The sequence below is a fragment of the Pseudomonas sp. 1L-B-1-E-C1 genome (assembly GCF_057291835.1).
Window position 1 is genome coordinate 1 of the sequence record NZ_JBXAWN010000010.1, and the last position, 26,481, is coordinate 26,481.

Sequence of the window (26,481 nt, forward strand, 5' to 3'; positions counted from 1 at the left end):
TGAACCTCAAGGAGTTTTCCGTTTCGACTGCGCCGGAAGTGGGGCGAATTATAGACCTCTGGAATCTGCCGTCAACCGTTAATTTCGCTTTTCTTGCAGATTCTGCTTTTTGCCCAATAAACGCGGGATTCGCCTCATCACCGGCGGCAGACGAAGCAGCAAAAGCACTGCGCCTATAAAGGCATAAATAGTCCACTCCTCCAGATCAGCCCGCACGATCCACAGCATGTGCAGCAAACCCAGCCCCAGGATCACGTAAACCAGACGATGCAGCTTCTTCCAGCGAGCACCCAAACGACGCTGACTGTAACGGTTAGACGTCACCGCCAATATGAGCAATCCGAGAAAACCCAGCGCACCGACAATAATGTACGGCCGCTTGCGTAGCTCAACACCCAACTGGGACCAGTCGAACCCGAGGATAAATGCCATATAGCTGAATAGATGCAGCGTCACATAAGCAAAACACCAAAGCCCCAACTGCCGGCGCACCGCAATCCAGCCCGCCCAGCCGCTCAGCTTCTGCAGCGGCGTCATGCTCAGAGTAATCAACAGCAATACCAGCGTGCCGAGTCCGAGACGATCAACCAGCACCTTACCCGGATCAGGCCCGAGCAGATCGGCGAACGCCTGATAGAACCACAGCAATGGCCAGATCGCTGCAGCAATGAAAACGCCCACTCGCCAGAACGGATAGCGCATCAGTAGTTCTTCCGCAGATCGAGCCCTGTATATAAAGAAGCGACTTCATCCGAGTATCCATTGAACATCTGCGTATCGCGCACATTCGGTTTGAACAGGCTGTTCGGCAAGCGCCGCTCGCGGGCCTGGGTCCATCGCGGATGGTCGACCGTAGGGTTCACATTCGCGTAGAAGCCATACTCGTCAGCAGCAATGCTCTGCCAGGTGGTCTTCGGTTGTTCGCTGACCAGACTGATGCGCACAATGGATTTCACACTCTTGAAGCCATACTTCCATGGCACCACCAACCGCAACGGCGCACCATTCTGATTCGGCAGTTCGCGGCCGTACATGCCCACTGCCAGGATCGCCAAAGGATTCATCGCCTCGTCCAGACGCAAGCCTTCGACATACGGCCAGTCGATCAAGGCAAAACCGGAGCGCTGGCCGGGCATGCTCTTCGGATCCTGCAGGGTTTCGAAGCGGATGTACTTGGCTTTGGAGGTCGGCTCGACCTGTTTGAGCAACGCCGAGATCGGAAAGCCGATCCAGGGAATGACCATCGACCACGCCTCGACGCAGCGCAGACGGTAGATACGCTCCTCCAGTTGATACGGTTTCATGAAGTCTTCCAGCGCATAGCGCCCTGGCTTGCCCACCTCCCCGTCTATCACCACGCTCCAGGGTTCGGTTTTGAGGTCGCCAGCATTCGAGGCCGGATCGCCCTTGCCAGTACCGAACTCATAAAAGTTGTTGTAGTGCGTGGCGTCTTTATAAGGCGTGATTGCCTCGTCCTTGACGCTGACCGCCCCCCATTGAGTAGAAGGAAGCTTTTCGGCAAACCAGGCCGGCGCCTTGCCGGCTTCGACATCAGAGTAGCGAGGGGCATCAGCGGCACTGGCCCAGCGCGGCAAGGTGCTCACGGCAATACCGGCAGCTGTGGCGCCGAGCAATTGGCGACGGGAAAGATAAATGGCTTCAGGCGTGACATCCGACTCATGGCAGTCGGATGCTTTGGGGATCTTGATCAACATGACAACTCCGCAGCTTTGGAGGACAGGTGCACCCATAGACTGCGGAGTATGCGGGAAATTACATCACTCGGCGTTTTTGTGGCGACGAAGACGCAACAGATATTGCACCGGGCCGGACGCCGCATAGGCGAGGAACACCAACAGCAGAATGCGTGGCGGATCACTGAACACAACGGCGAATACCAACACCACCGCCAGGATTGCCACGAACGGCACGCGACCTTTCAGATCCAGTTCCTTGAAGCTGTTGTACTTGATGTTGCTGACCATCAGCATGCCGGCGGCCGCAACCATCAGCGCGACCAGGAACGACATCTTCGAACCCTGGATGCCGTAATCGCTGAACGCCCAGACAATGCCGGCCACTACACCTGCCGCCGCCGGGCTGGCCAGGCCGATGAAGTAGCGTTTGTCGGCCGTACCGACCTGAGTGTTGAAACGCGCCAGACGCAACGCTGCGCCCGCTACATAGATGAAGGCGACCATCCAGCCAACCTTGCCCATGTCGCCCAATGCCCAACCGAAGGCCAGCAATGCCGGCGCGACACCGAATGCGACCATGTCCGACAGCGAGTCGTACTCGGCGCCGAAGGCACTTTGCGTATTGGTCATGCGCGCCACGCGGCCATCGAGGCCGTCCAGCACCATCGCGACGAAAATCGCGATCGCAGCGAAAGCGAAGTACTTGCTCGCATTCACCGAGTCGCCGGCACTCAGGGCGGCCTGGGCGCTCATCGAGTTGATGATGGAGTAGAAGCCTGCGAACAGGTTGGCAGTGGTGAACAGGTTCGGCAGCAGATAGATACCACGATGCCGGACTTTGCGACCTTCAGCGTCGTGCCCTTCTTCGATGTGTTCATCGATGGGCAGCAGGCTTTCGGCGTCGGAAGCCTTGTTCGGCTCTTCGGGACGTTCGCTCATGGACATTACCTTGCAACGGTTTGGAGAAAATTCGACAGAAGCTTGAGGACGACAGTTCGGCCACAAACGATGCAGCTTTATACCAGAAGCACCGGCCCAAACGAAAAAACGCGGCCTAGGCCGCGTTTTTCGTACAAGGGACGACGACTCAGTTCTTGGCTTTGTCGACGATCTTGTTGGCACCGATCCACGGCATCATGGAGCGCAGTTGCTCGCCGATGATTTCGATGCCGTGAGCGGCGTTGTTACGACGCTTGGCGGTCATCGAAGGGTAGCCGGTTGCGCCTTCGCTGATGAACATTTTGGCGTATTCGCCGTCCTGAATACGTTTCAGGGCGTTGCGCATGGCCTGACGGGATTCGGCGTTGATCACTTCCGGACCGGTCACGTACTCGCCGTACTCGGCGTTGTTGGAGATCGAGTAGTTCATGTTGGCGATGCCGCCTTCGTACATGAGGTCAACGATCAGTTTCAGTTCGTGCAGGCATTCGAAGTAGGCCATTTCCGGCGCGTAGCCAGCTTCAACCAGGGTTTCGAAACCGGCTTTGACCAGTTCAACGGTACCGCCGCACAGAACGGCTTGTTCGCCGAACAGGTCGGTTTCGGTCTCGTCCTTAAAGGTGGTTTCGATGATGCCGGTACGACCACCACCAACGCCAGCGGCGTAGGACAGTGCAACGTTCTTGGCGTTGCCCGAGGCGTCCTGGTAGATCGCGATCAGGTCAGGGATACCGCCGCCCTTGACGAATTCGGAACGCACGGTGTGGCCCGGAGCTTTCGGCGCGATCATGATCACGTCGAGGTCGGCACGCGGAACAACCTGGTTGTAGTGAATCGCGAAGCCGTGGGAGAAGGCCAAGGTGGCGCCTTTCTTGATGTTCGGCTCGATTTCGTTCTTGTACAGCGAGGACTGGAACTCGTCCGGGGTCAGGATCATGACCAGGTCGGCAGCGGCAACAGCGGAAGCCACGTCGGTCACTTTCAGGCCGTGAGCTTCGGCTTTGGCAACGGTGGCCGAACCTTTACGCAGACCGACGGTAACGTCGACACCGGAGTCTTTCAGGTTGCACGCTTGAGCGTGACCCTGGGAGCCGTAACCGATGATGGCAACTTTCTTGCCCTGGATGATCGACAGGTCGCAGTCTTTATCGTAGAAAACTTTCATGAATTTCCCCTTATATCCGGCCGTTCAGGCCATGCGCTAATTTGGTTTAGATGCTGAGTACTTTGTCGCCGCGAGCAATGCCGGTCACGCCGCTGCGGACGGTTTCCAGAATCGATGCGGTGCCGATGGACTGAATGAAGCTGTCGAGCTTGTCGCTGGTACCGGTCAACTGAACGGTATAGACGCTGGCGCTGACATCGACGATCTGCCCACGGTAGATATCGGTGGTGCGTTTGATCTCGGCGCGCTGGGCGCCAGTGGCCTTGACCTTGACCAACATCAGTTCGCGCTCGATGTGAGCGCTTTCCGACAGGTCCACCAGCTTGACCACTTCGATCAGCTTGTTCAGGTTTTTGGTGATCTGCTCGATCACTTCATCGTGGCCCACGGTGGTCAGCGTCAGACGCGACAGGGTCGGGTCTTCGGTCGGGGCCACGGTCAGGCTTTCGATGTTGTAGTTGCGCTGCGAGAACAGGCCGACTACGCGAGACAGAGCGCCGGGTTCGTTTTCCAGAAGCAGGGAAATAATGTGCCGCATGATTAAGTACGCTCCGTCTTGCTCAGCCACATATCGCGCATGGAGCCGTCTTTGATCTGCATCGGGTAGACGTGCTCGCTGGTATCCACCGCAACATCGATGATCACCAGGCGATCCTTCATGGCGAACGCTTCGGCCATCTTCGACTTCAAATCTTTCGGTTCGGTGATGCGTACGCCAACGTGACCATAGGCTTCAGCCAGCTTGATGAAGTCGGGCAGCGATTCCATGTAGGAGTGCGAGTGACGGCTGCCGTAGCTCATGTCCTGCCACTGGCGAACCATGCCCAGCACACCGTTGTTGAGGATGACGATCTTCACCGGCAAGCCGTACTGCAGGCAGGTCGACAGCTCCTGGATGTTCATCTGGATACTGCCTTCGCCGGTGACGCAGGCAACGTCGTCGTCCGGAAAGCTCAGTTTGATGCCCATCGCTGCCGGCAGACCGAAGCCCATCGTGCCCAGACCACCGGAGTTGATCCAGCGGTTAGGCTTGTTGAAGGTGTAGTACTGCGCAGCGAACATCTGGTGCTGACCCACGTCGGAGGTCACAAAGGCGTCGCCCTTGGTCACTTCGCAGAGGGTTTCGATCACGGTCTGCGGCTTGATCTGGCTGCCGTCGCCCTTTTCATAAGGGAACAGACCGCGATCGCCGCGCCATTCATCAACCTGCTTCCACCAGCTAGCCACGGACTCCTTGTTCGGGGTCTCGCCGATTTCCTTGAGGATCGCGACCATTTCGGTCAGGACGCTCTCGACCGGGCCAACGATCGGCACATCGGCCTTGATGGTCTTGGAGATCGACGCCGGGTCAATGTCGATGTGGATGATCTTGGCGTTCGGGCAGAATTTCGCCGGGCCATTGATCACCCGATCGTCGAAGCGTGCGCCGACCGCGAGGATCACGTCGGCATGGTGCATCGCCAGGTTCGCGGTGTAGCTGCCGTGCATGCCGAGCATGCCGATGAACTGACGGTCAGTGCCAGGGAATGCACCCAGGCCCATCAAGGTGTTGGTCACCGGCAGGTTGAGCATCTTCGCCAGTTCGGTCAGTTGCGCGGAGCCGTTGCCGAGGATGACGCCGCCGCCGGAGTACAGCACTGGGCGCTTGGCTGCCAACAACATTTCCGCTGCTTTGCGGATCTGCCCGGAGTGACCGCGAACGGCCGGGCTGTAGGAACGCAGCTTGGCTTTTTTCGGGAAAACGTATTCGAACTTCTCGGCCGGGTTGGTCATGTCTTTCGGGATGTCGACCACGACCGGACCCGGACGACCGGATTGCGCCAGGTAGAAGGCCTTCTTCATGACTTCCGGGATTTCCGAAGCGTGCTTGATCATGAAGCTGTGCTTCACGATCGGCCGGGAGATACCGATCATGTCGGTTTCCTGGAACGCGTCGGTGCCGACCATGGTGCTTGGCACCTGACCGGAAATGATCACCATCGGAATCGAGTCCATATAGGCGGTGGCGATACCGGTGATGGCGTTTGTGGCGCCTGGACCGGAAGTCACCAGTACCACGCCGGCTTTACCGGTGGCACGGGCGTAGCCGTCAGCCATATGGGTCGCCGCTTGTTCGTGACGAACCAGGATGTGGGTCACTTCCGGTTCTTTGAACAGGGCATCGTAAACATGCAGGAGAGCACCACCCGGGTACCCGTAGATATATTTGACGCCTTCGTCACGCAAAAAGCGGACGAGCATCTCACCGCCAGATAAAAGCTCCACGTTGTTCACCTCTAAAACGCCAGAATACCGTCCACAAAAAGGGGCGGGTCTTAATAGGTTTACTTCTCGGCAGAGCATGAGCGACGGTGGTCGCCGACTACGTCAGCACTGACTGAGCAAGTATTGGGATCGTCCCAAGTGTTGCGGGCCTTTCCCACCCAGCGCGAGGTAACGCGTTGCGGGTGTAACAGGTCGGCGCGGATGTGCGCCTCATGATCTACCGAGTGGGTCTGCTTCTGGCAGTCCCTCTACAGCGGACTTTGGATTCTTCTGTTTCGCCCTCTGCAAGTCAAGTCGTCTGTGCGGTTAATTGTGGGTAAGCACATGAGAACGCAAGAAAAAACCTGAAAAGCGCTACTCTGTTAGCGTCAATTGCGCATTTTTACCAAGGAATCAGCATGCGAACGCTCCTCCTCACTCTGCTGATCGGCCTCAGCCCATGGTGCTCGGCCGCTCAAATCTACAAATGGGTCGATGCTCAGGGCGTCACGCATTTCGATGCACAGCCGCCGCAGGGCCAACCGTCGACGACCGTACAGACGCCCTCCCCGCCTGCGCCGAAAGCCGCGCCGATGCCCGGTGGCGGCGCACTCGGCGATCAGAAGGCCATTGATACCAAGGTGAAGAAACAGGTCGCCGAGCAGCAGGCGCAACTCAAGGCGTTCTGCGAGCAGGCGCGCACGAATCTCGCGCAACTGCAGAACAATCCGCGTTTGCGTGAGGAGGTCGAGGGGGATTTGCGCAGGCTGGATGATGCGCAGCGTCAGGAGCGCATCGTTGAAGCGCAGAAGCAGATTGCCGAGAATTGCTCATAGAGCTGTGTAGGAGCTGCCGAAGGCTGCGATCTTTTGACTTGTTTGAAGAGCAAGATCAAAAGATCGCAGCCTCGTTGCACTCGTCAGCTCCTACACAACCGGGTTCAGCGGGATGCAGTAATCAGCAGGTCAAACTCTTTGAGCAGTACCTGCAACTGCCGATCCTTGCCGCCAAGATTGCGCTGGGCGAAAACCATTTCCGCCATTTCCTGAATGCCGGAAGCATTCGGCAAAGGCAGATCCTGCTCGAGGATCATCTTCATGCGTGGCAGGAAGATCCATTGCAGCCACTGCTCGAAGTCCAGCGTGTCGACCGAAAACGGCTCGACACTGCTCAGGGCCTCGGCCGACGGCTCGACCTCATCCCACCAGCCCAAAGCGCGCAGTTCTCGCTCGATCAGCAACAGATGATCGGCGATTTTCGGGAAGCGCGCGTCCATCACAGGGAAACCTTGGCCTTCTGACGGGCCTGAGCAGCGCCGGCGGCATCGCCTTGTTTCTCACGTGCCTGGGCGATGATATCCCACAGGCTGGCTTGCAGATCCGGACGCCCGTTGGCCATGGTCAGCGCGCGACGGGCGAACTGCTCGGCCTGCGGCGCATCGCCTTGGGCCATGCGCACCTGCGCCAAACGGTAAAGCACTTGTGGCTCACGCGGAGCAACACGTTGCGCCCGCTCCAGACTCGAAGAGGCACCGTTCAAGTCACCACCGGCCTGCTGCTGTTGCGCTGTGGTCAGCAAGGCGAGTACCGGGCCGTCCAGTTGCTCATCCGCCGACAGGCCACCGCCACTGCTGGCCGAAGGAATGCCACTGGGCGTCGACGGCATGCTGTAGCTGCCGGAGTTGACCGGCGCCGATTCAACCGCCGAAGGGTTGTACGGCCCCGCCGTGATGCCGCCGGATGCCGGACCCGGGACGATCGGCGAAGAGCTGATCGGTGTCGACACCGCAGCACCGCCGCCCGGCACCATCACCACCACGCCGGTATCGCCTTGCGGAATCGCCTGAGTCTGGCCCTGCGCCGGGCGCTTGACCGTGGTCTGGCGGAAACCGCCATTGGCGCCGATGCGCTCACTGTTGGACACGGCTGTGCCCGAATCCACCACGGGAATCGAACCACGCTGTACGGTGGAGCAGCCGCTGAGCAAAGCCACGGCGGTCACCGCTGGAATCAACCACTTGTTCACTTGAAACCCTCTTTGCTTAATTCATCCAGCCCTTGACCCAGTCCATCACCGATTCCGGCGAGGCAGGTGTTTCGCTTGCGCACGCGGCGCCGGGTGGCGGCTCGCTGCCGCGAATATACGGCATCTGTACCGCGCCGGGGCAGTTGGCATCGGAACCCTGGCCGGTGCGTGAATCGACCCAGGCCTGCACGACGTTGTCCGGCTGCGGCATGTCCAGAGGCAGCGGATCGGCCTTGCGCATGAAACTGGTCCAGACCTGCAACGCACCGGTCGCCCCGGTGAACGGCGTCTTGCCGTTGTCATCGCGACCGAGCCAGACCACCGCCAGCAGATCCTGACTGAAACCGGCAAACCAGCTGTCGCGCGAGTCGTTACTGGTACCGGTCTTGCCCGCCAGTGTCAGGGTCTTGGGCAGCACGTTATAAACCGAACTGCCGGTACCTTCACGCATCACCCGCTGCATGGCGTTCTGGATCAGGTAAATCGAGGCCGGATCGAAACGCTGCTCGATCTGGAACGGATAACGCTTGAGCGGCTCGCCCTCGGCGGTCAACACGCTGCGAATCCCGCGCATCGGCGTATTGAAGCCACCGTTGGCCAGCGTCTGATACATGGTTGCCACTTCGATCGGCGTCATGCCGCCGGCACCCAGCAGCATCGATGGGAACGCCGGAAATTCACGGGTAACGCCCAGGCGACCGAGGGTCTTGAGCACGTTCGGCACGCCGACTTCCAGGCCCAGACGCGAGGTCGACAGGTTGTAGGAATGCGCCAGACCCTGATAGAGGAACACGGTGCCGTGGGAGCGGCGATCGTAGTTCTGCGGCTTCCACACCTGACCGTTGGCGCCTTTGACCGACAGCGGATCGTCCGACAGCCAGCTGGTCAGCGTGTACTGACTCGGTTTCTCCAGCGCGGTGAGGTACACCGCCGGTTTGATCAGCGAGCCAATCGGACGCACTGCATCGAGTGCACGGTTGAAACCGGCGTAACTGGCCTGACGGCTGCCGATCATTGCCTGAACTTCGCCGGTTTCCGGGTTGGTCACGACCATCGCCGCCTCAACATCATCGGAGCCCTTGCGCCCGGCCAGGCGTTTGAACGTGTCGTTGACCGAAGCTTCGGCTTTCATCTGCAGGATCGGATCGAAACTGGTGAAGATGCGCAGGCCTTCTTCGGTCAAGTCTTCGTCGCGATAGTCTTCGCGCAACTGACGTTTGACCAAGTCGATAAAACCCGGGAACGAGCTGTCGGCGAGCTTGCCGCGTGTGGTTACACCCAGTGGCATTTTCTTCGCTGCTTCGACCTGTTCGGCAGTTGCCACGCCTTGCTGCGCCAACACGTCGAGCACCAGATTACGCCGCTCCAGCGCGCGCTCCGGATTGCGGCGCGGGTTGTAGTAGGACGGCCCTTTGACCATGCCGACCAGCAACGCCACCTGATGCAGTTTCAGCTCGGACAATGGCTGGCCGAAGAAGAACTGGCTGGCCAGACCGAAACCGTGCACCGCACGCTGACCGTCCTGGCCGACAAAGACTTCGTTGAGGTAGGCCTCAAGAATTTCCTTTTTGTCGTAATGCAGTTCGAGAAGCAACGCCATCATCGCTTCGGTGAGCTTGCGGGTCAGGCTGCGTTCGCTGGTCAGGTAGAAGTTCTTCACCAACTGCTGCGTCAGCGTACTGCCGCCCTGGGTCATCTTGCCGCCGGAGGTGTTGATCCACACCGCGCGCGCGATCGATTTCGGCGACACGCCCCAATGGCTATAGAAATCGCGGTCTTCGACGGCGATCAGGGTTTCGAGCAGGTACGGCGGCACCTGATCGAGTTTGATCAGGATGCGGTCTTCAAGATTTTTCGGGTAAATGCCGCCGATCATCAGCGGTTCGAGGCGCACCACCGACAGCTTCGAACCGTTGGTCGCGGACAGCTCGGCGACGTAATCGCCGGAGAAACGCACGCGCACCGGCTGCGGTTTCTCCAGACCTTCATAGAACTGGAAGCCACGGGTGTTCAAGTCGACCGTATTGCCGCTGACGGCGGCGGCACCGGGGCCATTGCTCACGGCTTCGCGGCGATAGCCGAGGGCATCGAGTTCGGTGAGGAAATCGTCCTTGCTCAGCTTCTGTCCGACGAACAGCTCGAGCGGGCGCGCGTATACCTTGGCCGGGATGGTCCAGCGCTTGCCGGAGAACTTCTCCTGCACCACGGCATCGAGGTAAACGGCGAAGCCGGCCAGCACTACCAGGCCGACCAGGCTGAGTTTAATGGCCCAGCTCAACCATGGACCAAGGCCCTTGGCTGGTGGTTTTTTCTTGGTACGGGGGGATCGGGATCGAGTCATGGCGGCGGATTATACGCACTTTATCGATCCTCAACAGGCACGCGCGGAGGTTTGCGTCAGGCGGGCAAGCAGCCATAATGGCCGCCTCGAATTCCCCCGCCTCTGAAGGATCGCCCGTGAGCCAGTCCCTGATCGCTGCCCTGCAAAACCCGGCCCTCTACCCGCATCCCGTCGAAGGGTTTCAGGTCATCGAAACCCATATCTCTTGGGTGATTCTCACCGGGCCCTTTGCCTATAAAGTGAAGAAGCCAGTAAATTTCGGCTTCCTCGACTTCACCAGCCTCGACGCACGCGCACATTTCTGCGCGGAAGAGCTGCGCCTGAATCAGCGTCTGACCGCTGATTTGTATCTGGACGTGTTGCCAGTCACCGGCAGCGTCGAAGCACCGCAACTGGGCGGCGATGGGCCGGCTATCGAATATGTGCTGAAAATGCGCCAGTTCCCGCAGAGCGGCTTGCTCAGCACCCTGCAAGCCAACGGCGAGTTGACCACTCAGCACATCGATGCCTTGGCCGAGCAGATCGCCCATTTCCATCTCAATGCGCCGAAAGTCCCGGCCGAGCACGACGCCGGCACACCGGATAGCGTGATGGCGCCAGTCTCGCAGAACTTCGAGCAGATCCTGCCGTTCCTCAGCGACAAGAACGACCTGCTGCAACTCGAGGCACTGAAAGCCTGGGCCGAAAGCAGCTTCGAACGCCTCAAGCCGCTGTTCGCCCAGCGCAAGGCCCAAGGTTTCACCCGCGAATGCCACGGCGACATCCACTTGGGCAACGCCACCGTCATCGACGGCAACGTGGTGATCTTCGACTGCATCGAGTTCAACGAGCCATTCCGTTTCACCGACGTCTGGGCTGATACCGGCTTCCTCGCGATGGACCTGGAAGACCGCGGTTTGAAATCGCTGGCCCGTCGCCTGATCAGCCAATACCTGGAACTGACCGGCGACTATCAGGGCCTGGAAGTGCTGAACTTCTATAAAGCCTACCGCGCTCTGGTGCGGGCCAAGGTGGCACTGTTCAGCATGCCGGCGGAGGCGACTGCGGTGCAGCGCGCCACCACCCTGCGCCAGTACCGCAACTACGCCAACCTGGCGGAAAGCTACAGCACCATTCCTTCGCGCTTCATGGCCATCACCCACGGCGTCTCCGCGGTTGGCAAAAGCCACGTGGCCATGCGTCTGGTCGAAGCGCTGGGCGCGATTCGCCTGCGTTCGGATGTCGAGCGCAAGCGCCTGTTCGGTGAGCAGAGCGTTGCCAACGATGTGCAGGCCGGCATTTACAGCGCCGACGCCAGCGCCGCGACTTACGCGCGCCTGCATGAGATCGCCGAGGTCATCTTGCACGCCGGCTTCCCGGTGGTGATCGACGCGACCTATCTCAAGCGTGAGCAGCGCGATAACGCGGCGAAGATTGCCGAAGCCACCGGCACGCCATTCCTGATCCTCGACTGCAATGCCCCGCAAGCGGTGATCGAGAGCTGGCTGGCGATGCGTCAGGCCGATCAAAAGGATCCGTCCGACGCCACCCTCGCCGTCATCGAAGCGCAGCAGGCCAACCGCGAAGCGCTGACGCCGGAAGAAATCCTGCGCAGCAAACGCGTGCAGACCAATGAATCCGGGACGCTGGACACCGTGGTCGCGCAAATCCGTCAGCGCCTGCCAGGTCTGTAAAAAACTATTTCGGCCGTGAAGCCCTTGCTCGCTTCACGGCCGTCAAATAGTGGCACTATACTGGCGTCATAAAACCAACAGGTGATTTGACATGAGCCAGCCGAAACTGCTCGACACTCCGCTTTACGCCCTGCTGCACAAAGATGATGTCACAGGCTTCAACAACGAACGTCCACAGGATGGCCTGATCGACATGGTCGGCGGCGATTTCCGTGGTCTGGACCTGCGGGAACTGAACGCCGATGGCGTGGATTTTCGCGATGCATACTTCCGCTCCGCCGATCTGCGCGGCATCGACTTTCGCAAGGCCTCGCTCGAAGGCGCCAGCCTGGCCCATGCGCAGATTTCCGGGGCGTACTTTCCGCCGGAGCTCAGTGCTGACGAGATCCTGATGTCGATGAATTTCGGCACGCGGTTGCGGTATCGCACCCGCTGAAGTCTGGAGATCTTCCTGACACCACGCCTTTCCCCTGTGGGAGCGAGCCTGCTCGCGAAGGCGTAGTGTCAGTCGACATCGTTATTGCCTGACACACCGTCTTCGCGAGCAGGCTCGCTCCCACATTGGTAACCTTCTACCCCCTTCCCTCTGCGTTCGCAGGTCTTTCACACCCCTTTCTTAGAAGCTTTTGCGTCGAATCCGACCAAACAACCACGCTTTTCCTACTGATGACTACACTCCTGAGAAGCTCGCCCACGCACCATTCGGCCGTCGCAAGGAGGCTTGATGAATGATGAACTGCAACACCTGAAAAATCTTGGCAAGACGTCGGCGCAATGGCTGCATGCCGTGGGCATCCACAGCGCCTCGGACTTGCGTCGCCTCGGTGCGGTGGATGCCTACCGGGCCGTGCGTACCCGCGGGTTTCGCGCATCGAAGGTGTTGTTGTATGCGATCGAGGGCGCGTTGATGGACGTGCACTGGAACGACATCCCCGCCGAGCGCAAGGACGCCCTGAACAAACAGCTCGAAGCGATCTCCGCGCGCCATAAGAATTGAACAGGCGCTGACGCCATGCATTTACTGGGGGAACAATCGACCAACGCCGTGGGTTTTTGAGCATGACCCACAGCAATCCGAAGACCGCCGACATCCTGTGTTTGCGGGGGCCTTGCCGCCGCTCGCAAAACTAAATTACAGATTTGCAAAAACAGCGATTGACTCGGTAATGAGAATCGCTATGATTATCACAACTGGTCGCGAGATCAGTCGATATTCTGAAAAGCCCTTGGTTCGGACTCTCAGATTATCTCCTCATCAGGCTAATCACGGTTATTTGACCCGGTTTTTACCGGGTCTTTTTTTGCCCGCAGAAAAGTCATTTGCCGAACTGCTGGCGCATCTGCTCGCAGTAATCCGGCTTTGGCGTGGCAGGCGTGTACCAGACGTAATCGGCCATCGCCGCCGTTACCGCATCGCCCTGCTCGGCCAGCATCAACACGGTCGGCGCCTTACCAGCGCCTAGATCCAGCAGATGCAGCGGCACGCCAACATCCTTGCGCGCATGCCAGGCGCCGGCCAACAGAATCGCAGGTGTCGGCGCCGCCAGCATGCGTTCGGCCATACGTCGATCGCGTTGTTGCTGAATCGCCAACATCGCCGGCATCTGTGATTCGGGGAGCAAGCCGCAGTGAGATTCACTGACTTGTCCAAGCAACGTGTTTCTCACCGCCAGCGCGTTACTGCGCGGACCATTCAGGGCAGGTGGTTTACGGTAGAACGCACGGATTTCGCTGTCATCGAGATTGGCCGCCAGCAGCGGATACGGCTGCGTCAGGGCGAAGCGCACGATCGGCCCGTAAAGATTCCAGTCCCAGCCCTCCTGCCAGGCCAATGCAGCAGGCAGATCAGTCGGAACGGATTTCGCCTGGCGCTGCGCGTCGACTTTCGCCTGCTGGTCCGGCACGAGCATTTCAAGCAGCAGACTGCCTTGCGCTCGTTGCTCGCCAAGCGTCTGCAACAGCCACAATTGCGCGGCATGATGATCGGCATTGTCATGCTGCTCGCCAATGATCAAGCGCTCAGGTTCAGCGAGACGCGTCAGCAGTTGCTCAGCGGTGAGCATCTCGCCGCTGCGCAGATCGCGAATTTCACCGCTCACCGGCGGAACCGCGACGTGCTGGCACCCTGCAAGCAACACCAGCGCCAACACCCACAATCCACGCATGCGACACCTCGATGATTGATCAGCGGGCGATGATCAGCGGATGCCCACGCTCCGGGTGCGGTTGCACCAAAACCTCCAGGCCGAACACAGCTTTCAGCGTATCCGGGCGCAGCACCTGCTGCGGAGTATCCAGCGCGACCGGACGCCCCTCTTCCAGCAACAACACCCGGTCACAATAGCGCGCGGCCAGATTCAGATCATGCAGGATCACCAGCACCGCTGCGCCACGATTGGCAAACTCGCGTACCGCTTGCAGGGTGGTGTGCTGATGCAGCGGATCGAGCATCGAGGTCGGTTCGTCGAGCAACAAGCTTTGCCCGGCCTGCCCCGGCCAGAGTTGTGCCAGCACCCGCGCCAGGTGTACCCGCTGACGCTCGCCACCGGACAACGCCAGATAACTGCGCCCGCTCAAGTGCCCGGCATCGGCGGCAGCCAGCGCTGCCGCGACAATTTCGTCATCGCGCACGCGCCCGGTCTGGTACGGCAAACGGCCCATGCCCACGACCTCCTCAACGGCGAAGGCAAAATCCAGTGTCGAAACCTGCGGCAACACCGCCAGCCTTTGCGCCCGCTGCGTGCCGCTCCAGTGACTCAACGCCTGCTCGTCGAGCGAAACATTGCCGTCACTGGCGAGCAATTCTCCGCACAAGGCGCCGAGTAATGTGCTTTTGCCGGCGCCGTTCGGCCCCAGCACGCCGAGCACTTCACCGGGTTCGAGTTGCAGCGTAACTCCGCTGAGCACAGCCTTGCGGCCACGGCGAACATGCAGATTGTGCGCAGACAACATCAGGCACGCCCTCGCAGCAGCAGGTAAAGGAAGAACGGCGCGCCGATAAACGCGGTGACAATGCCAATCGGCAACTCCGCCGGCGCCAGCGCCAGCCGCGCCACCAGATCGGCGAGCAATAACAGGCTCGCACCCGCCAACACCGAGGCTGGCAACAGCACTTTATGATCGGGGCCGGCCAGCAGACGCACCAGATGTGGCACGACCAGTCCGACAAAACCGATCATGCCCGCCGCCGCCACCGCCGCGCCAACGCCGAGCGCGGTGCAGAACACCAGTTCGCGCTTGAGCCGTTCGACATCGATGCCAAGATGACCGGCTTCGGATTCACCCAGCAACAACGCATTCAATGCCTTGGCCCGACGCGGCAGCCACAGCGCCACGCCGACGGTGATGATCAGCAGTGGCCATAGTCGTGTGTAACTGGCGCCGTTGAGGCTGCCCAGGTTCCAGAATGTCAGGGTGCGCAGCGTTGCGTCATCGGCCAGATAAGTGAACAGACCGACCGCCGAACTGGCCAGCGCCGTCAGCGCGATACCCGCGAGCAACATCGTCGCGACGTGAGTCTGACCATTGCGCCGGCCCAGGCGATAGACCAGCGCCGTGACCCCGAGCCCGCCGAGAAATGCACACACCGATAACAGATAAGGGCCGAACCACTCCGGCAGGCCGCCGAAGAACGAGCCGCCGACAATCGCAATCGCCGCGCCGAGTGCCGCGCCACTGGACACCCCGACCAACCCCGGATCCGCGAGCGGATTACGAAACAGACCCTGCATCGCCACCCCGGACAGCGCCAGCACCCCGCCGACCGCCAAGCCGAGCAAGGTTCGCGGCAGGCGGATCTGGCCGAGAATCAGCTCGGCCTGCTCCAGCCCTTCCGGCGCCAACGGCACGCCGATCAGACGCAGCGCCGCACGCAAGGTATCGAACAGCGGCAGGCTCACTGGCCCCAATGCCAACGACAGCCAGATCGCCAGCAGACACAGGAGGGTCAGGCCGATGAACAGGCCACGGGGTTTGACCAGTGTGGTCATTGGCCGCCCTTGGCCGGGTAGAAACCGTCAGTCAGGGTTTGCAAAGCTGCCGGCAGACGCGGTCCCAGTCCGCCTACCAGCAGCGTCGGATCCAGCTCCATCACCCGCCCACTCTTGGCCGCACGGCTGGAACTGAGAATCGGGTTTTCCTTGAACAACGCGGCTTTTGCCGCCTCCCCCGTAAACGCTCGGTCGGCGAACACCAGCACTTCGGGATCGAGGCTGGCGAGGGATTCGACAGAAAACGGTTTGTAGCCGGTATGAGTAGCCAGGTTGTGCCCGCCGGCCTGTTGCAGCAGCCAATCGGCGGCCGTGTCTTTTCCGGCAATCAACGGCTTGCCACCGGCGTGCCCGAGCAGCAGCAACACGCCCGGGGCTTTCTGCTTGGTCTGCACTTGGGCAACGCGCGCTTTCTGCGCCTGGAGTTGCTGTTGATAAGTCTGCAGCAGTTGCGCCGCCTGGCTTTGTGCACCGAGCAACCGGCCGAGATGAGTGAGATTGTTTTCCAGCGTTGGCAGATCCGCCTGCGCCGAGAACAACTCGACTTTCACCTTGGCGGCTTTGACTTGCGCCAGAACCGGCGGTGGGCCCATTTCTTCAGTGCCGATGAGAATGTCCGGGCGCAGGCTCAAGATGCCTTCCGCCGACAGGCTGCGCTGATAGCCAATGCTCGGCAGCGCCTGCAACGATTGCGGATGCTGGCTGGTGGTGTCGACCCCGACCAGCTTCGACTCCCCGCCCAACGCGCTGACCCATTCCGACAGTGCGCCGCCGGCGCTGACCCAGCGTTGCGGGAGATCCGCCGCGGTCGTCTGATGGCTGAGAAAAAGGCCGACGCACAGCATGGCAACGCGGTTTTTCAGGCGCATATACAGCTTCCTTGAACAAGGTTTCCCGGGCATCGGCGCAGCGAGCCAAGTATCCTCGACAACAGCCAGACTCCCTTTGGGAGAAGGCCGCCATTTGATAATTGTTTGCATTTGAACGTCAAGCTCGGACATATCCAGACACGAGCGAACACCAGAGGATAGCCATGAAGTTTCTCTGCGCCGGCAGCGATCTGGCCGAAGCCGGCAGTCGCGGTTTCGAAATCGACGACAAAAAGCTGTTCGCCGTGCGTCGCGGTGGGCAGGCCTATGTTTACCTCAACCGCTGCCCGCACCGTGGCGTCGGCCTGGAATGGCAGCCCGACCGGTTTCTCGACCCCAGCAACAGCCTGATCCAGTGCGCCACCCACGGCGCACTGTTTCTGATCGAGGACGGCGAATGCGTTGCCGGCCCGTGCGCCGGGCAATCACTGACGGCGATTGAATGCCGGGAAGATACACAAGGCGTGTGGGTCGATGTTTAACCGTTGAGCAAGACGTCGAGTCGACGGTCGATGACCATCTCTTCATGGTCGAGGCGCACGCCGTAGGCCAGCACCTCGACACCGCAGGCGACCGCCTCACGCAGCGCCTCGGCATAGGCCCAATCGATCTCCTCGGCCGGGCGCACGGCATCGATACCGGTGAGGTTTACACAGTACAACTGCACCGCCCGAATGCCGTCGCGCGCCAGATGCGCCAGCTCACGCAGATGCTTGGCGCCGCGCTGGGTCACCGCATCGGGAAATGCCGCTACCGGCGTGCCGTCGAAGCCGAGGGTGACGCTCTTCACTTCGACATAAGCAGGCCCGCTGGGGTATTCGAGGCGGAAGTCGATGCGGCTTTTTTCCTGCCCGTACGCAACTTCCCGCTTCAACGCGGTAAAGCCGTTCAACTCGGAGATCACCCCGGCCTGCAAGGCTTCTTCGACCAAACCGTTGGCGCGCCCGGTGTTGACGCAGAACAGCCGGCCTTGCGGGGTTTCGCCGATTTCCCAAGTGCCGGGCAATTTGCGTTTAGGGTCGTTGGAGCGACTGAACCAGACCTGCCCGCCCTCGACCTGGCAATTGAGCATCGAACCGGTGTTCGGACAGTGAATGGTCAGCAACTCGCCACTAACGGTTTCGATATCGGCGAGAAAACGCTTGTAGCGGCGAATCAGCCGCGCCTCTTCCAGAGCAGGATAAAAGCGCATCAGCCTTGCCAGCTCTTCAAGCCACGGGCAATGCGCTCCACGGCTTCCTGCAAGCGTGCGAGGTTTTGTGTGTAAGCGAAGCGCACGTGATGGCCGGCCTGATAACGACCGAAATCCAGCCCGGGCGTGAAGGCCACATGCTCGGTTTCGAGGAAATGCCGGCAGAACGCGAAGGCATCGCCGCCGAAACGGCTGATATCGGCGTACAGGTAAAAGGCGCCTTCCGGCTCAACGGCAATGTTGAATCCAAGTTCGCGCAGCGCTGGCAGGAGGAAGTCGCGACGGCGCGCGAATTCGGCGCGACGCTCTTCGAGAATCGCGATCGTCGCCGGTTCGAAACAGGCCAGCGCCGCGTACTGGGCCATGCTCGGTGCACTGATGTAGAGGTTCTGCGCGAGTTTTTCCAGTTCACCGACCGCCGCCTCGGGCGCCACCAGCCAGCCCAGGCGCCAACCGGTCATGCCGAAATACTTGGAGAAACTGTTGAGGACAAAGGCGCTGTCATCGACCTCCAGCACGCTGGCGGCATCGGTGCCGTAGGTCAGACCGTGGTAGATCTCGTCCACCACCAGATGCCCGTTTCTGGCCTTGATCGCTGTGGATAACCCGGCCAGCTCATCGCGCGTCAGCAAAGTGCCCGTCGGGTTGGCCGGCGAAGCGACAAGGGCGCCGACACTGTCGTGGTCCCAATGCCGCTCGACCAGATCCGGGGTCAGTTGATAGCGCACCTCCGGCCCGACCGGCACCAGTTGCGCCGCGCCTTCGACCAGCCGCAGAAAATGCCGGTTGCACGGGTAGCCCGGGTCTGCCAGCAACCAGTGTTTACCCGGATCGACCAGCAAGGCGCTGGCCAGCAACAGCGCGCCAGAACCGCCCGGCGTGATCAGAATCCGACGTGGGTCGATGTTCAGGCCGTATCGCGACTGGTAAAAACCGGCGATCGCCTCGCGCAATTCGGGAATGCCACGGGCGGCGGTGTAACGGGTCTTGCCCGCGGTCAACGCGGCTTGGCCCGCGCGAATGATTGGCTCGGCAGTAGTGAAGTCCGGCTCGCCGATTTCCAGATGGATCACGTCGTGACCTTCGGCCTGCAATTCATTGGCCCGCGCCAGCAGCGCCATCACATGGAACGGTTCGATCGCACGACTGCGCGCACTGTAGGGGGCCATTGGATTGCCTTCGACAGGAAAAAAGAGACGATTCTACCTGTCTGCCGGAACGAGCGAGAACCCGTGAAGGTCACAGCCTCAAGAACGCTGGACTGTAACGATCTGAACGTACGCTCCAGGATTGACTAAAATCAGTGATTGAACAGGTCTCCTTTTCCACAGACACGGCTTGCCAAACATCTGCAAGCGCCACCCGCCGGGGGCTCGACATCCGGGAGTAGCGCAGGCTGATTTGATCTGGTAAGTTCGCCCGCTTGCAGCCGCAGGGCCGGCAGGTGTCGGTGATGGAGCAATCCTGCGCAATGGATTACAAGAGTAGAGGCGGTCTATTTCATGTCCACCCAAGCAAAGCAACAGCAGCAAGCGACGATCAGCGGCTTCGAACCTTACGTTTCGAAGGCGGGTGAAGAGTACATGGGCGCTCCGATGCGCGCGCACTTCACCAAGATCCTGAACAAGTGGAAACTGGACTTGATGCAGGAAGTCGACCGTACGGTTGATCACATGAAAGACGAAGCGGCCAACTTCCCTGACCCGGCCGACCGTGCCAGCCAGGAAGAAGAGTTCGCCCTCGAACTGCGCGCCCGCGATCGCGAGCGCAAGCTGATCAAGAAAATCGACAAGACGCTGCAACTGATCGAAGACGAAGAGTACGGCTGGTGCGAGTCCTGCGGCATCGAGATCGGCGTCAAGCGCCTCGAAGCCCGTCCGACCGCGGATCTTTGCATCGATTGCAAGACCCTGGCGGAAATCAAGGAAAAGCAGGTCGGCAAGTAATCTCGACCTGAACGAAAAACGGAGCGTGCGAACGCTCCGTTTTTGTTTCTGCCCTTTGGCTTTTTGGGCTTTTGCTTTTGTGAGAGCGAGCTTGCTCGCGAAGGCGCCAGTTCAGACACTTCTATGTTGAATGACACATCGTCTTCGCGAGCAAGCTCGCTCCCACAGGTATTGTGTTCTTGCTTGGAAACGTAACATTACACCCATGACTGCCAAATCCCCCGCCTACATCGGCCGCTTCGCCCCCACCCCCAGTGGCCACCTGCACTTCGGTTCACTGGTCGCTGCGTTGGCGTCCTACCTCGACGCTCGCTCGGTCGGTGGGCGCTGGCTGGTGCGCATGGAAGATCTCGATCCGCCGCGCGAAGAGCCCGGTGCGCAAGCGGCGATTCTCAAGGCGCTGGAAAGTTACGGTTTCGAATGGGACGGCGAAATGGTTCGCCAGAGCGATCGGCACGCGGCCTACGCCGAGGTGCTCGACAGTCTGCTCAACCATGGCCTGGCCTACGCCTGCACCTGCTCGCGGAAACAGCTGGAGCCCTACCACGGCATTTATCCTGGGTTCTGTCGCAACGCCGGGCATGATCAGCACGACGCCGCAATCCGCCTGCGCGTGCCGGAGCTGGAATACCACTTCATCGACCGCGTGCAGGGCGAATACCGTCAGCACCTGGGCCGCGACGTCGGCGACTTCGTCATCCGTCGTCGAGACGGTCTCTATGCGTATCAACTCGCGGTGGTGCTCGATGACGCCTGGCAGGGCAGCACCGATATCGTGCGCGGCGCCGATCTGCTCGATTCGACGCCGCGTCAGTTGTACCTGCAAGAACTGCTCGGCCTGAAACAGCCGCGCTATCTGCACCTGCCATTGATCACACAGCCGGACGGCAACAAACTCGGCAAGTCCTACCGTTCGCCGCCGCTTGAAGCCGATCAGGCCACGCCGTTGCTGCTGCGAGCCTTGCGTGCATTGGGGCAGAACCCCGGCACCGAGCTCGCTCACGCGTCCCCGCGCGAACTGCTCGCCTGGGGCCGCGCGCACTGGGATGCCGAGAAGATCCCGCGCACACTGACCCTGCCCGAAGCGCAACTGCTATGACGACACTTGCAGTCGCGCGCCCATCCGTTACCATCGCCGCACGTTTTCGGGCACGCGCATAAAAAAGAGAGGCCGGGATGTACATCTATCGCTTGGTCCTGCTTCTGGTCGTCGGGATCTACCTGTTCTCCCCCGCCATCATGGATTGGTGGATCGACGCGACGGGCGCCTGGTATCGCCCTTATCTGCTCTGGCTGATCCTGATTGTCGTGACCTTCATCCTGCAGAGCCAAAAAGATGCCGATGAGCTTTAGCCTGACCCAGATGATCCTGATCAGCGCCGCGTACCTGGCGGCGCTGTTCGGCGTTGCCTGGGTCAGCGAACGAGGCATGATCCCGCGCGCGATCATTCGCCACCCGCTGACCTACACCCTGTCGCTGGGGGTTTACGCCAGTGCGTGGGCGTTCTACGGCACGGTGGGCCTGGCCTATCAGTACGGTTACGGCTTTCTGTCCAGCTATCTCGGCGTGTCCGGTGCGTTTCTGCTGGCGCCGGTGCTGCTCTATCCGATCCTGAAGATCACCCGCACCTATCAACTGTCGTCGCTGGCCGATCTGTTTGCCTTCCGCTTTCGCAGCACCTGGGCCGGCGCGCTGACCACTATATTCATGCTCATCGGCGTGCTGCCGTTGCTGGCCCTGCAGATTCAGGCAGTGGCCGACTCCATCGGCATTCTCACCGGCGAACGCGTGCAGAGCCGCGTGGCGCTGGCGTTCTGTGCGCTGATTATTCTGTTCACGATCTTCTTCGGTTCCCGGCATATCGCCACCCGCGAGAAACATGAAGGGCTGGTGTTCGCGATTGCCTTCGAATCGATCATCAAACTGATCGCCCTCGGCGGCGTGGGCCTGTACGCGCTGTATGGGGTATTCGACGGCCCGCAACAGCTCGAACTGTGGCTGCTGCAGAACCAGACCGCCCTCGCCGCCCTGCACACGCCGTTACAGGAAGGTCCGTGGCGCACGCTGCTGCTGGTGTTCTTCGCCTCGGCGATCGTGATGCCGCACATGTATCACATGACATTTACCGAGAACCTCAATCCGCGCTCACTGGTCAGTGCCAGTTGGGGCCTGCCGCTGTTTCTGCTGTTGATGAGCCTCGCCGTGCCGCTGATTCTCTGGGCCGGTCTGAAACTCGGCGCCACCACCGACCCGGAATATTTCACTCTCGGCATCGGCATTGCCGCCAACAGCAAACCCTTGGCCTTGCTTGCTTATGTCGGTGGTCTGTCCGCCGCCAGTGGCCTGATCATCGTTACCACCCTGGCCTTGTCGGGCATGGCGCTGAACCATCTGGTGCTGCCCCTCTATCAACCGCCGGCCGAGGGCAATATCTACCGCTGGCTGAAATGGACCCGCCGGGCGTTGATCGTGGCGATCATCATGGCCGGGTTCGGCTTCTATCTGATGCTTGGCGTCGAACAGGATCTGGCCAACCTGGGCATCGTCGCGTTCGTGGCGACCCTGCAATTTTTGCCCGGGGTGTTGTCGGTGCTGTACTGGCCCACCGCCAACCGTCGTGGCTTCATTGCCGGTCTGCTGGCGGGGATCACGGTCTGGGTGGTGACCATGTTGCTGCCGCTGGTTGGCAATCTGCAGGGTTTCTACATTCCGCTGTTGAACATGATCTACGTCCTCGACGACACCAGTTGGCACATGGCGGCCATCGCCTCGCTCGCCGCCAACGTCCTGATGTTCACTTTGATTTCGCTGTTCACCAACGCCAGCCCGGAAGAAGCCAGCGCCGCCGAAGCCTGTGCGGTGGACAACGTGCGCCGGCCGCAACGCCGCGAATTGCACGCCGCTTCGCCGCAGGAGTTCGCCACGCAACTGGCCAAACCGCTGGGCGCCAAGGCGGCGCAGAAAGAAGTCGAGCAAGCGCTGCGCGATCTGTATCTGCCCTTCGACGAACGCCGCCCTTACGCTTTGCGCCGTTTGCGCGACCGCATCGAGGCCAACCTGTCCGGCCTGATGGGCCCGAGCGTCGCGCAGGATATGGTGGAAACCTTTCTGCCCTATAAGGCCGGCGGCGAAAACTACGTCACCGAAGACATTCACTTCATCGAAAGCCGACTCGAGGATTACCACTCGCGCCTCACAGGCCTGGCCGCCGAACTCGACGCCCTGCGCCGCTATCACCGGCAGACCCTGCAGGAGCTGCCGATGGGCGTCTGCTCGCTGGCCAAGGATCAGGAGATCCTGATGTGGAACAAAGCCATGGAAGAGCTGACCGGCATCGCCGCGCAGCGAGTGGTCGGTTCGCGCCTGAGCACCATCGCCAACCCGTGGAAAGAGTTGCTGCAAGGTTTCATCAACCTGCCCGACGAGCATTTGCATAAACAGCATCTGGCGCTTGATGGCCAGACCCGTTGGCTGAACCTGCACAAAGCGGCGATCGACGAGCCGTTGGCACCGGGTAACAGCGGCCTGGTGTTACTCGTCGAGGATTTGACCGAAACGCAGATGCTCGAAGATAAACTGGTGCACTCAGAGCGTCTGGCCAGTATCGGTCGACTCGCAGCGGGTGTGGCTCACGAAATCGGCAACCCGATCACCGGCATTGCCTGTCTGGCGCAAAACCTGCGCGAAGAGCGTGAAGACGATGGCGAGCTGACGGAAATCAGCGGGCAGATTCTCGAGCAGACCAAACGCGTCTCGCGCATCGTCCAGTCGCTGATGAGTTTCGCCCATGCCGGCAGCCATCAGCACAGCGACGAACCGGTGTGTCTGGCGGAAGTCGCGCAGGATGCCATCGGCCTGCTGGCGCTGAACCGGCGCAATTTCGAAGTGCAGTTCTACAACCTGTGCGATCCCGACCACTGGGTCGAAGGCGACCCGCAACGGCTTGCCCAGGTGCTGATCAATCTGCTCTCCAACGCCCGTGACGCCTCGCCGCCGCACAGTGCGGTACGGGTCAAGAGCGAAGCCGGCGAACACACGGTCGATCTGATCGTCGAAGACGAAGGCAGCGGGATTCCGTCGAGCATCATGGACCGATTGTTCGAACCTTTCTTCACCACCAAGGATCCGGGTGAAGGCACCGGTCTGGGCCTTGCACTGGTCTATTCCATCGTTGAAGAGCATTATGGACAAATCACCATCGACAGCCCGGCTGATGTACAAAGCCAGCGCGGCACCCGTATCCGGGTGACCTTACCGCGTCATGTCGAAGCGACGTCCGCTGTGAACTGAGACCGTCGAGAGTATCGAATCAATGCCGCACATTTTGATCGTCGAAGACGAAACCATTATCCGCTCCGCCTTGCGCCGCCTGCTGGAACGCAACCAGTACCAGGTCAGCGAAGCCGGATCAGTGCAGGAAGCACAAGAACGCTTCACCATTCCTACGTTCGATCTGATCGTCAGCGACCTGCGCCTGCCGGGCGCTCCGGGCACCGAGCTGATCAAGCTCGGCCAGGGCACGCCGGTGCTGATCATGACCAGCTACGCCAGCCTGCGCTCGGCGGTCGACTCGATGAAAATGGGTGCAGTCGATTACATCGCCAAACCGTTCGACCACGATGAAATGCTCCAGGCGGTTGCGCGGATCCTGCGTGATCGCCAATCAGCGCCCGCTGCCGGCGAAGCCACGGCGAGCAAGCCTGCCGCTGGCAATGGCAAAGCCGCTGTGGATAACAGCAATGGTGAAATTGGCATCATCGGCTCCTGCCCACCGATGCAGGACCTGTACAGCAAGATCCGCAAGGTCGCACCAACCGATTCCAACGTGTTGATTCAGGGTGAGTCCGGCACCGGTAAAGAACTGGTGGCCCGCGCCCTGCACAATCTGTCGAAACGCGCCAAGGCGCCGATGATCTCGGTGAACTGCGCGGCGATTCCGGAAAGCCTGATCGAATCCGAACTGTTCGGCCACGAGAAAGGCGCGTTCACCGGGGCCAGCGCCGGGCGCGCCGGGCTGGTCGAAGCGGCGGACGGCGGCACCTTGTTCCTCGATGAGATCGGCGAACTGCCACTGGAAGCCCAGGCTCGCCTGCTGCGGGTCTTGCAGGAAGGCGAAATTCGCCGGGTCGGTTCGGTGCAGTCGCAGAAAGTCGATGTGCGCCTGATCGCTGCAACTCACCGCGATCTGAAGAGCCTGGCGAAAATCGGCCAGTTCCGTGAAGACCTTTATTACCGTCTGCACGTGATTGCCCTGAAGCTGCCGCCGCTGCGCGAGCGTGGCGCCGACGTCAACGAAATCGCCAATGCCTTCCTCGCTCGCCAGAGCGCGCGGATCAACCGCACCGACCTGAAATTCGCTGCCGATGCCGAACAGGCGATCCGGCACTATTCCTGGCCGGGTAACGTGCGCGAGCTGGAGAACGCTGTCGAGCGCGCGGTGATTCTCAGCGAAAGCCCCGAGATCTCGGCCGACCTGCTGGGCATCGACATCGAGCTGAGCGATCTGGAAGACGACGAGTTCATCGGTCTGCCGCCGCAAACCGGTGGTAACGCCAGCAACAGCAGCCATGAGCCGACCGAGGATCTGTCGCTGGAAGACTATTTCCAGCACTTCGTCCTCGAGCATCAGGACCACATGACCGAGACCGAACTGGCGCGCAAACTGGGCGTGAGCCGCAAATGCCTGTGGGAACGCCGCCAGCGTCTGGGCATTCCACGGCGCAAGACCGGGGTCGCCAGCGAAAGCTGAGCGTTACCCACCGCGTGCGCGGGTAACGCATGACAATGTGAAAAAACTGTTACCGCAGTCGATTCACGTAACAGAAGCCGGGGTTATCGGTAACGAAACCCCGGCTTTTTTTCGCCCCTGCAAAACGGTTATATCGACCTGCCCCCTTGTTTTACTGGTCGCGGCAAAAGTTGGCACGCACCCTGCTATATGTTTGGTACAAGAACAATAACAAGCAATGCACAAGACAATAAAAATAAGACGAATCGACTCACGCACAATAAAAACAAGACGGCGAGAGGCGCAGCTAACTGATTCTTTTGGAGAGGCGTTGTATTTGGGGCTTGCCCCACGACCAGGCCGAGAACAACAAAAACTGTCCTAAGACAGAGCCTGTACTGGTTGGATCGAGAGATCACTGCAATTCAGCGACCAAAGCAATCCGTTTGCTCTTGGCTCCCGATTGGGAGGGTCACGAAGGAACACTTCGTGGCGAGGGCACTCAACAAAAACAAGAAGCCCGAATCAATAATAAAAAGAGCACGCAACTACTTCTTGGGGAGCTTCGGCTCCCCTTGTAGTTTCTCCCTTCCGTAAAATCCCCCTTCGTTTTGCTCGCTCGACCCTTGTAGCTCGCGGCTTACAGCCCGAATCTGCTGTCTCCTACACCAT

General features: G+C 60.3%; 25 protein-coding genes. 10 read left to right on the forward strand and 15 right to left on the reverse strand.

Going from position 1 to position 26,481, the window contains the following annotated elements; all coding sequences use genetic code 11:
- Positions 1–78: 78 nt before the first annotated feature.
- From msrQ to AC0Z4S_RS17875, 6 genes are all read right to left on the reverse strand, one after another.
- A complete protein-coding gene (gene msrQ / locus AC0Z4S_RS17850) occupies positions 79–702 on the reverse strand; it encodes a protein-methionine-sulfoxide reductase heme-binding subunit MsrQ (RefSeq protein WP_485623991.1) in 624 nt (207 codons plus the stop codon).
- Positions 702–1,715 carry a protein-methionine-sulfoxide reductase catalytic subunit MsrP gene (msrP, locus tag AC0Z4S_RS17855; protein WP_485623992.1) on the reverse strand — a complete coding sequence of 338 codons (1,014 nt, stop codon included), beginning with the start codon at positions 1,713–1,715 and terminating at the stop codon, positions 702–704. Before msrP ends, msrQ begins: the two co-directional genes overlap by 1 nt.
- Before the next feature lie 63 nt (positions 1,716–1,778).
- Positions 1,779–2,636: a CDP-diacylglycerol--serine O-phosphatidyltransferase gene (gene pssA, locus AC0Z4S_RS17860; protein ID WP_016773182.1), complete on the reverse strand. Its 858-nt coding sequence runs from the start codon at positions 2,634–2,636 to the stop codon at positions 1,779–1,781.
- A gap of 148 nt (positions 2,637–2,784) precedes the next feature.
- Positions 2,785–3,801: a ketol-acid reductoisomerase gene (gene ilvC / locus AC0Z4S_RS17865; RefSeq protein WP_003228216.1), complete on the reverse strand. Its 1,017-nt coding sequence runs from the start codon at positions 3,799–3,801 to the stop codon at positions 2,785–2,787.
- A 46-nt stretch (positions 3,802–3,847) separates the two neighbouring features.
- Complete coding sequence (gene ilvN, locus AC0Z4S_RS17870) at positions 3,848–4,339, reverse strand: acetolactate synthase small subunit (RefSeq protein WP_003176102.1); 492 nt, start codon at positions 4,337–4,339, stop codon at positions 3,848–3,850.
- Positions 4,340–4,341: 2 nt separating this feature from the next.
- On the reverse strand, positions 4,342–6,066 hold the full coding sequence (locus tag AC0Z4S_RS17875) for an acetolactate synthase 3 large subunit (RefSeq protein WP_485623993.1): 1,725 nt from the start codon (positions 6,064–6,066) through the stop codon (positions 4,342–4,344).
- Positions 6,067–6,464: 398 nt separating this feature from the next.
- Between AC0Z4S_RS17875 and AC0Z4S_RS17880 the strand changes: the two genes are divergently transcribed.
- Entirely contained in the window at positions 6,465–6,881 is a 417-nt protein-coding gene (locus tag AC0Z4S_RS17880; RefSeq protein WP_485623995.1) for a DUF4124 domain-containing protein, read from the forward strand.
- A 104-nt stretch (positions 6,882–6,985) separates the two neighbouring features.
- Here the strand turns inward: AC0Z4S_RS17880 and AC0Z4S_RS17885 are convergent, their stop codons facing one another.
- Genes AC0Z4S_RS17885 through mrcB form a run of 3 tightly spaced genes read right to left on the reverse strand, consistent with a single transcriptional unit; the run spans position 6,986 to position 10,411 of the window.
- Positions 6,986–7,321, reverse strand: a complete 336-nt coding sequence (locus AC0Z4S_RS17885) for a YqcC family protein (protein WP_064364144.1) — start codon at positions 7,319–7,321, stop codon at positions 6,986–6,988.
- Positions 7,321–8,070, reverse strand: coding sequence for a tetratricopeptide repeat protein (locus AC0Z4S_RS17890; protein ID WP_253495927.1), 750 nt, complete (start codon positions 8,068–8,070; stop codon positions 7,321–7,323). The genes AC0Z4S_RS17885 and AC0Z4S_RS17890 overlap by 1 nt, the downstream gene beginning before the upstream one ends.
- Before the next feature lie 16 nt (positions 8,071–8,086).
- Positions 8,087–10,411 (reverse strand): penicillin-binding protein 1B, encoded by a 2,325-nt coding sequence (mrcB, locus tag AC0Z4S_RS17895; RefSeq protein WP_485623997.1) that lies wholly within the window; start codon positions 10,409–10,411, stop codon positions 8,087–8,089.
- 116 nt (positions 10,412–10,527) lie between these two features.
- Here mrcB and AC0Z4S_RS17900 point away from each other — a divergent pair, with 116 nt between their 5' ends.
- The 3 genes from AC0Z4S_RS17900 to AC0Z4S_RS17910 all read left to right on the forward strand — a co-directional run bounded on the left by AC0Z4S_RS17900 (position 10,528) and on the right by AC0Z4S_RS17910 (position 13,081).
- On the forward strand, positions 10,528–12,084 hold the full coding sequence (locus AC0Z4S_RS17900) for a bifunctional aminoglycoside phosphotransferase/ATP-binding protein (protein WP_485623998.1): 1,557 nt from the start codon (positions 10,528–10,530) through the stop codon (positions 12,082–12,084).
- A gap of 91 nt (positions 12,085–12,175) precedes the next feature.
- Positions 12,176–12,520 carry a pentapeptide repeat-containing protein gene (locus AC0Z4S_RS17905; protein ID WP_471880026.1) on the forward strand — a complete coding sequence of 115 codons (345 nt, stop codon included), beginning with the start codon at positions 12,176–12,178 and terminating at the stop codon, positions 12,518–12,520.
- Positions 12,521–12,808: 288 nt separating this feature from the next.
- On the forward strand, positions 12,809–13,081 hold the full coding sequence (locus AC0Z4S_RS17910; protein ID WP_016773175.1) for a TfoX/Sxy family protein: 273 nt from the start codon (positions 12,809–12,811) through the stop codon (positions 13,079–13,081).
- 319 nt (positions 13,082–13,400) lie between these two features.
- Here the strand turns inward: AC0Z4S_RS17910 and AC0Z4S_RS17915 are convergent, their stop codons facing one another.
- From AC0Z4S_RS17915 to AC0Z4S_RS17930, 4 genes are read right to left on the reverse strand one after another with little or no spacing between them, the layout of a single operon-like run.
- Positions 13,401–14,249, reverse strand: coding sequence for a ChaN family lipoprotein (locus AC0Z4S_RS17915; RefSeq protein WP_485623999.1), 849 nt, complete (start codon positions 14,247–14,249; stop codon positions 13,401–13,403).
- A 19-nt stretch (positions 14,250–14,268) separates the two neighbouring features.
- Positions 14,269–15,036: a heme ABC transporter ATP-binding protein gene (locus AC0Z4S_RS17920; protein ID WP_485624000.1), complete on the reverse strand. Its 768-nt coding sequence runs from the start codon at positions 15,034–15,036 to the stop codon at positions 14,269–14,271.
- On the reverse strand, positions 15,036–16,019 hold the full coding sequence (locus tag AC0Z4S_RS17925; RefSeq protein ID WP_485624206.1) for a FecCD family ABC transporter permease: 984 nt from the start codon (positions 16,017–16,019) through the stop codon (positions 15,036–15,038). Before AC0Z4S_RS17925 ends, AC0Z4S_RS17920 begins: the two co-directional genes overlap by 1 nt.
- Positions 16,020–16,069: 50 nt before the next feature.
- Positions 16,070–16,942: a heme/hemin ABC transporter substrate-binding protein gene (locus AC0Z4S_RS17930; RefSeq protein WP_485624001.1), complete on the reverse strand. Its 873-nt coding sequence runs from the start codon at positions 16,940–16,942 to the stop codon at positions 16,070–16,072.
- A gap of 164 nt (positions 16,943–17,106) precedes the next feature.
- On the opposite strand from AC0Z4S_RS17930, the gene AC0Z4S_RS17935 reads away from it, so the two are divergent.
- Positions 17,107–17,424, forward strand: coding sequence for a Rieske (2Fe-2S) protein (locus tag AC0Z4S_RS17935; protein ID WP_485624002.1), 318 nt, complete (start codon positions 17,107–17,109; stop codon positions 17,422–17,424).
- On the opposite strand, the gene sfsA is transcribed toward AC0Z4S_RS17935, so the two are convergent.
- Together sfsA and AC0Z4S_RS17945 are read right to left on the reverse strand one after the other, a co-directional pair.
- Entirely contained in the window at positions 17,421–18,134 is a 714-nt protein-coding gene (sfsA, locus tag AC0Z4S_RS17940) for a DNA/RNA nuclease SfsA (protein ID WP_253495942.1), read from the reverse strand. The two genes, AC0Z4S_RS17935 and sfsA, sit on opposite strands and share 4 nt — an antisense overlap.
- The gene (locus AC0Z4S_RS17945; RefSeq protein ID WP_471880032.1) at positions 18,134–19,303 is read right to left on the reverse strand and encodes a pyridoxal phosphate-dependent aminotransferase; all 1,170 of its coding nucleotides are present in this window, start codon (positions 19,301–19,303) and stop codon (positions 18,134–18,136) included. The genes sfsA and AC0Z4S_RS17945 overlap by 1 nt, the downstream gene beginning before the upstream one ends.
- Before the next feature lie 333 nt (positions 19,304–19,636).
- Between AC0Z4S_RS17945 and dksA the strand changes: the two genes are divergently transcribed.
- From dksA to AC0Z4S_RS17970, 5 genes are all read left to right on the forward strand, one after another.
- The gene (dksA, locus tag AC0Z4S_RS17950) at positions 19,637–20,080 is read left to right on the forward strand and encodes an RNA polymerase-binding protein DksA (RefSeq protein ID WP_042610464.1); all 444 of its coding nucleotides are present in this window, start codon (positions 19,637–19,639) and stop codon (positions 20,078–20,080) included.
- Positions 20,081–20,285: 205 nt separating this feature from the next.
- A complete protein-coding gene (gene gluQRS / locus AC0Z4S_RS17955; RefSeq protein WP_485624003.1) occupies positions 20,286–21,179 on the forward strand; it encodes a tRNA glutamyl-Q(34) synthetase GluQRS in 894 nt (297 codons plus the stop codon).
- 77 nt (positions 21,180–21,256) lie between these two features.
- Entirely contained in the window at positions 21,257–21,433 is a 177-nt protein-coding gene (locus tag AC0Z4S_RS17960; protein ID WP_003176118.1) for a hypothetical protein, read from the forward strand.
- Positions 21,417–24,371 carry a sensor histidine kinase gene (locus AC0Z4S_RS17965; RefSeq protein ID WP_161806084.1) on the forward strand — a complete coding sequence of 985 codons (2,955 nt, stop codon included), beginning with the start codon at positions 21,417–21,419 and terminating at the stop codon, positions 24,369–24,371. Before AC0Z4S_RS17960 ends, AC0Z4S_RS17965 begins: the two co-directional genes overlap by 17 nt.
- Positions 24,372–24,393: 22 nt before the next feature.
- On the forward strand, positions 24,394–25,830 hold the full coding sequence (locus AC0Z4S_RS17970) for a sigma-54-dependent transcriptional regulator (protein WP_039761623.1): 1,437 nt from the start codon (positions 24,394–24,396) through the stop codon (positions 25,828–25,830).
- Positions 25,831–26,481 lie beyond the last annotated feature (651 nt).

Excerpts from the sequence above, each read along its gene's own strand:
- AC0Z4S_RS17880 (WP_485623995.1), top strand. The coding sequence starts at position 6,465 with ATGCGAACGCTCCTCCTCACTCTGCTGATCGGCCTCAGCCCATGGTGC.
- ilvC (WP_003228216.1), bottom strand. The coding sequence starts at position 3,801 with ATGAAAGTTTTCTACGATAAAGACTGCGACCTGTCGATCATCCAGGGC.
- AC0Z4S_RS17965 (WP_161806084.1), top strand. The coding sequence starts at position 21,417 with ATGCCGATGAGCTTTAGCCTGACCCAGATGATCCTGATCAGCGCCGCG.
- AC0Z4S_RS17910 (WP_016773175.1), top strand. The coding sequence starts at position 12,809 with ATGAATGATGAACTGCAACACCTGAAAAATCTTGGCAAGACGTCGGCG.
- AC0Z4S_RS17885 (WP_064364144.1), bottom strand. The coding sequence starts at position 7,321 with ATGGACGCGCGCTTCCCGAAAATCGCCGATCATCTGTTGCTGATCGAG.
- msrQ (WP_485623991.1), bottom strand. The coding sequence starts at position 702 with ATGCGCTATCCGTTCTGGCGAGTGGGCGTTTTCATTGCTGCAGCGATC.
- msrP (WP_485623992.1), bottom strand. The coding sequence starts at position 1,715 with ATGTTGATCAAGATCCCCAAAGCATCCGACTGCCATGAGTCGGATGTC.
- AC0Z4S_RS17915 (WP_485623999.1), bottom strand. The coding sequence starts at position 14,249 with ATGCGTGGATTGTGGGTGTTGGCGCTGGTGTTGCTTGCAGGGTGCCAG.
- AC0Z4S_RS17970 (WP_039761623.1), top strand. The coding sequence starts at position 24,394 with ATGCCGCACATTTTGATCGTCGAAGACGAAACCATTATCCGCTCCGCC.
- ilvN (WP_003176102.1), bottom strand. The coding sequence starts at position 4,339 with ATGCGGCACATTATTTCCCTGCTTCTGGAAAACGAACCCGGCGCTCTG.
- AC0Z4S_RS17945 (WP_471880032.1), bottom strand. The coding sequence starts at position 19,303 with ATGGCCCCCTACAGTGCGCGCAGTCGTGCGATCGAACCGTTCCATGTG.
- AC0Z4S_RS17960 (WP_003176118.1), top strand. The coding sequence starts at position 21,257 with ATGTACATCTATCGCTTGGTCCTGCTTCTGGTCGTCGGGATCTACCTG.
- pssA (WP_016773182.1), bottom strand. The coding sequence starts at position 2,636 with ATGAGCGAACGTCCCGAAGAGCCGAACAAGGCTTCCGACGCCGAAAGC.
- mrcB (WP_485623997.1), bottom strand. The coding sequence starts at position 10,411 with ATGACTCGATCCCGATCCCCCCGTACCAAGAAAAAACCACCAGCCAAG.
- dksA (WP_042610464.1), top strand. The coding sequence starts at position 19,637 with ATGTCCACCCAAGCAAAGCAACAGCAGCAAGCGACGATCAGCGGCTTC.
- AC0Z4S_RS17920 (WP_485624000.1), bottom strand. The coding sequence starts at position 15,036 with ATGTTGTCTGCGCACAATCTGCATGTTCGCCGTGGCCGCAAGGCTGTG.
- AC0Z4S_RS17905 (WP_471880026.1), top strand. The coding sequence starts at position 12,176 with ATGAGCCAGCCGAAACTGCTCGACACTCCGCTTTACGCCCTGCTGCAC.
- AC0Z4S_RS17935 (WP_485624002.1), top strand. The coding sequence starts at position 17,107 with ATGAAGTTTCTCTGCGCCGGCAGCGATCTGGCCGAAGCCGGCAGTCGC.
- sfsA (WP_253495942.1), bottom strand. The coding sequence starts at position 18,134 with ATGCGCTTTTATCCTGCTCTGGAAGAGGCGCGGCTGATTCGCCGCTAC.
- gluQRS (WP_485624003.1), top strand. The coding sequence starts at position 20,286 with ATGACTGCCAAATCCCCCGCCTACATCGGCCGCTTCGCCCCCACCCCC.
- AC0Z4S_RS17930 (WP_485624001.1), bottom strand. The coding sequence starts at position 16,942 with ATGCGCCTGAAAAACCGCGTTGCCATGCTGTGCGTCGGCCTTTTTCTC.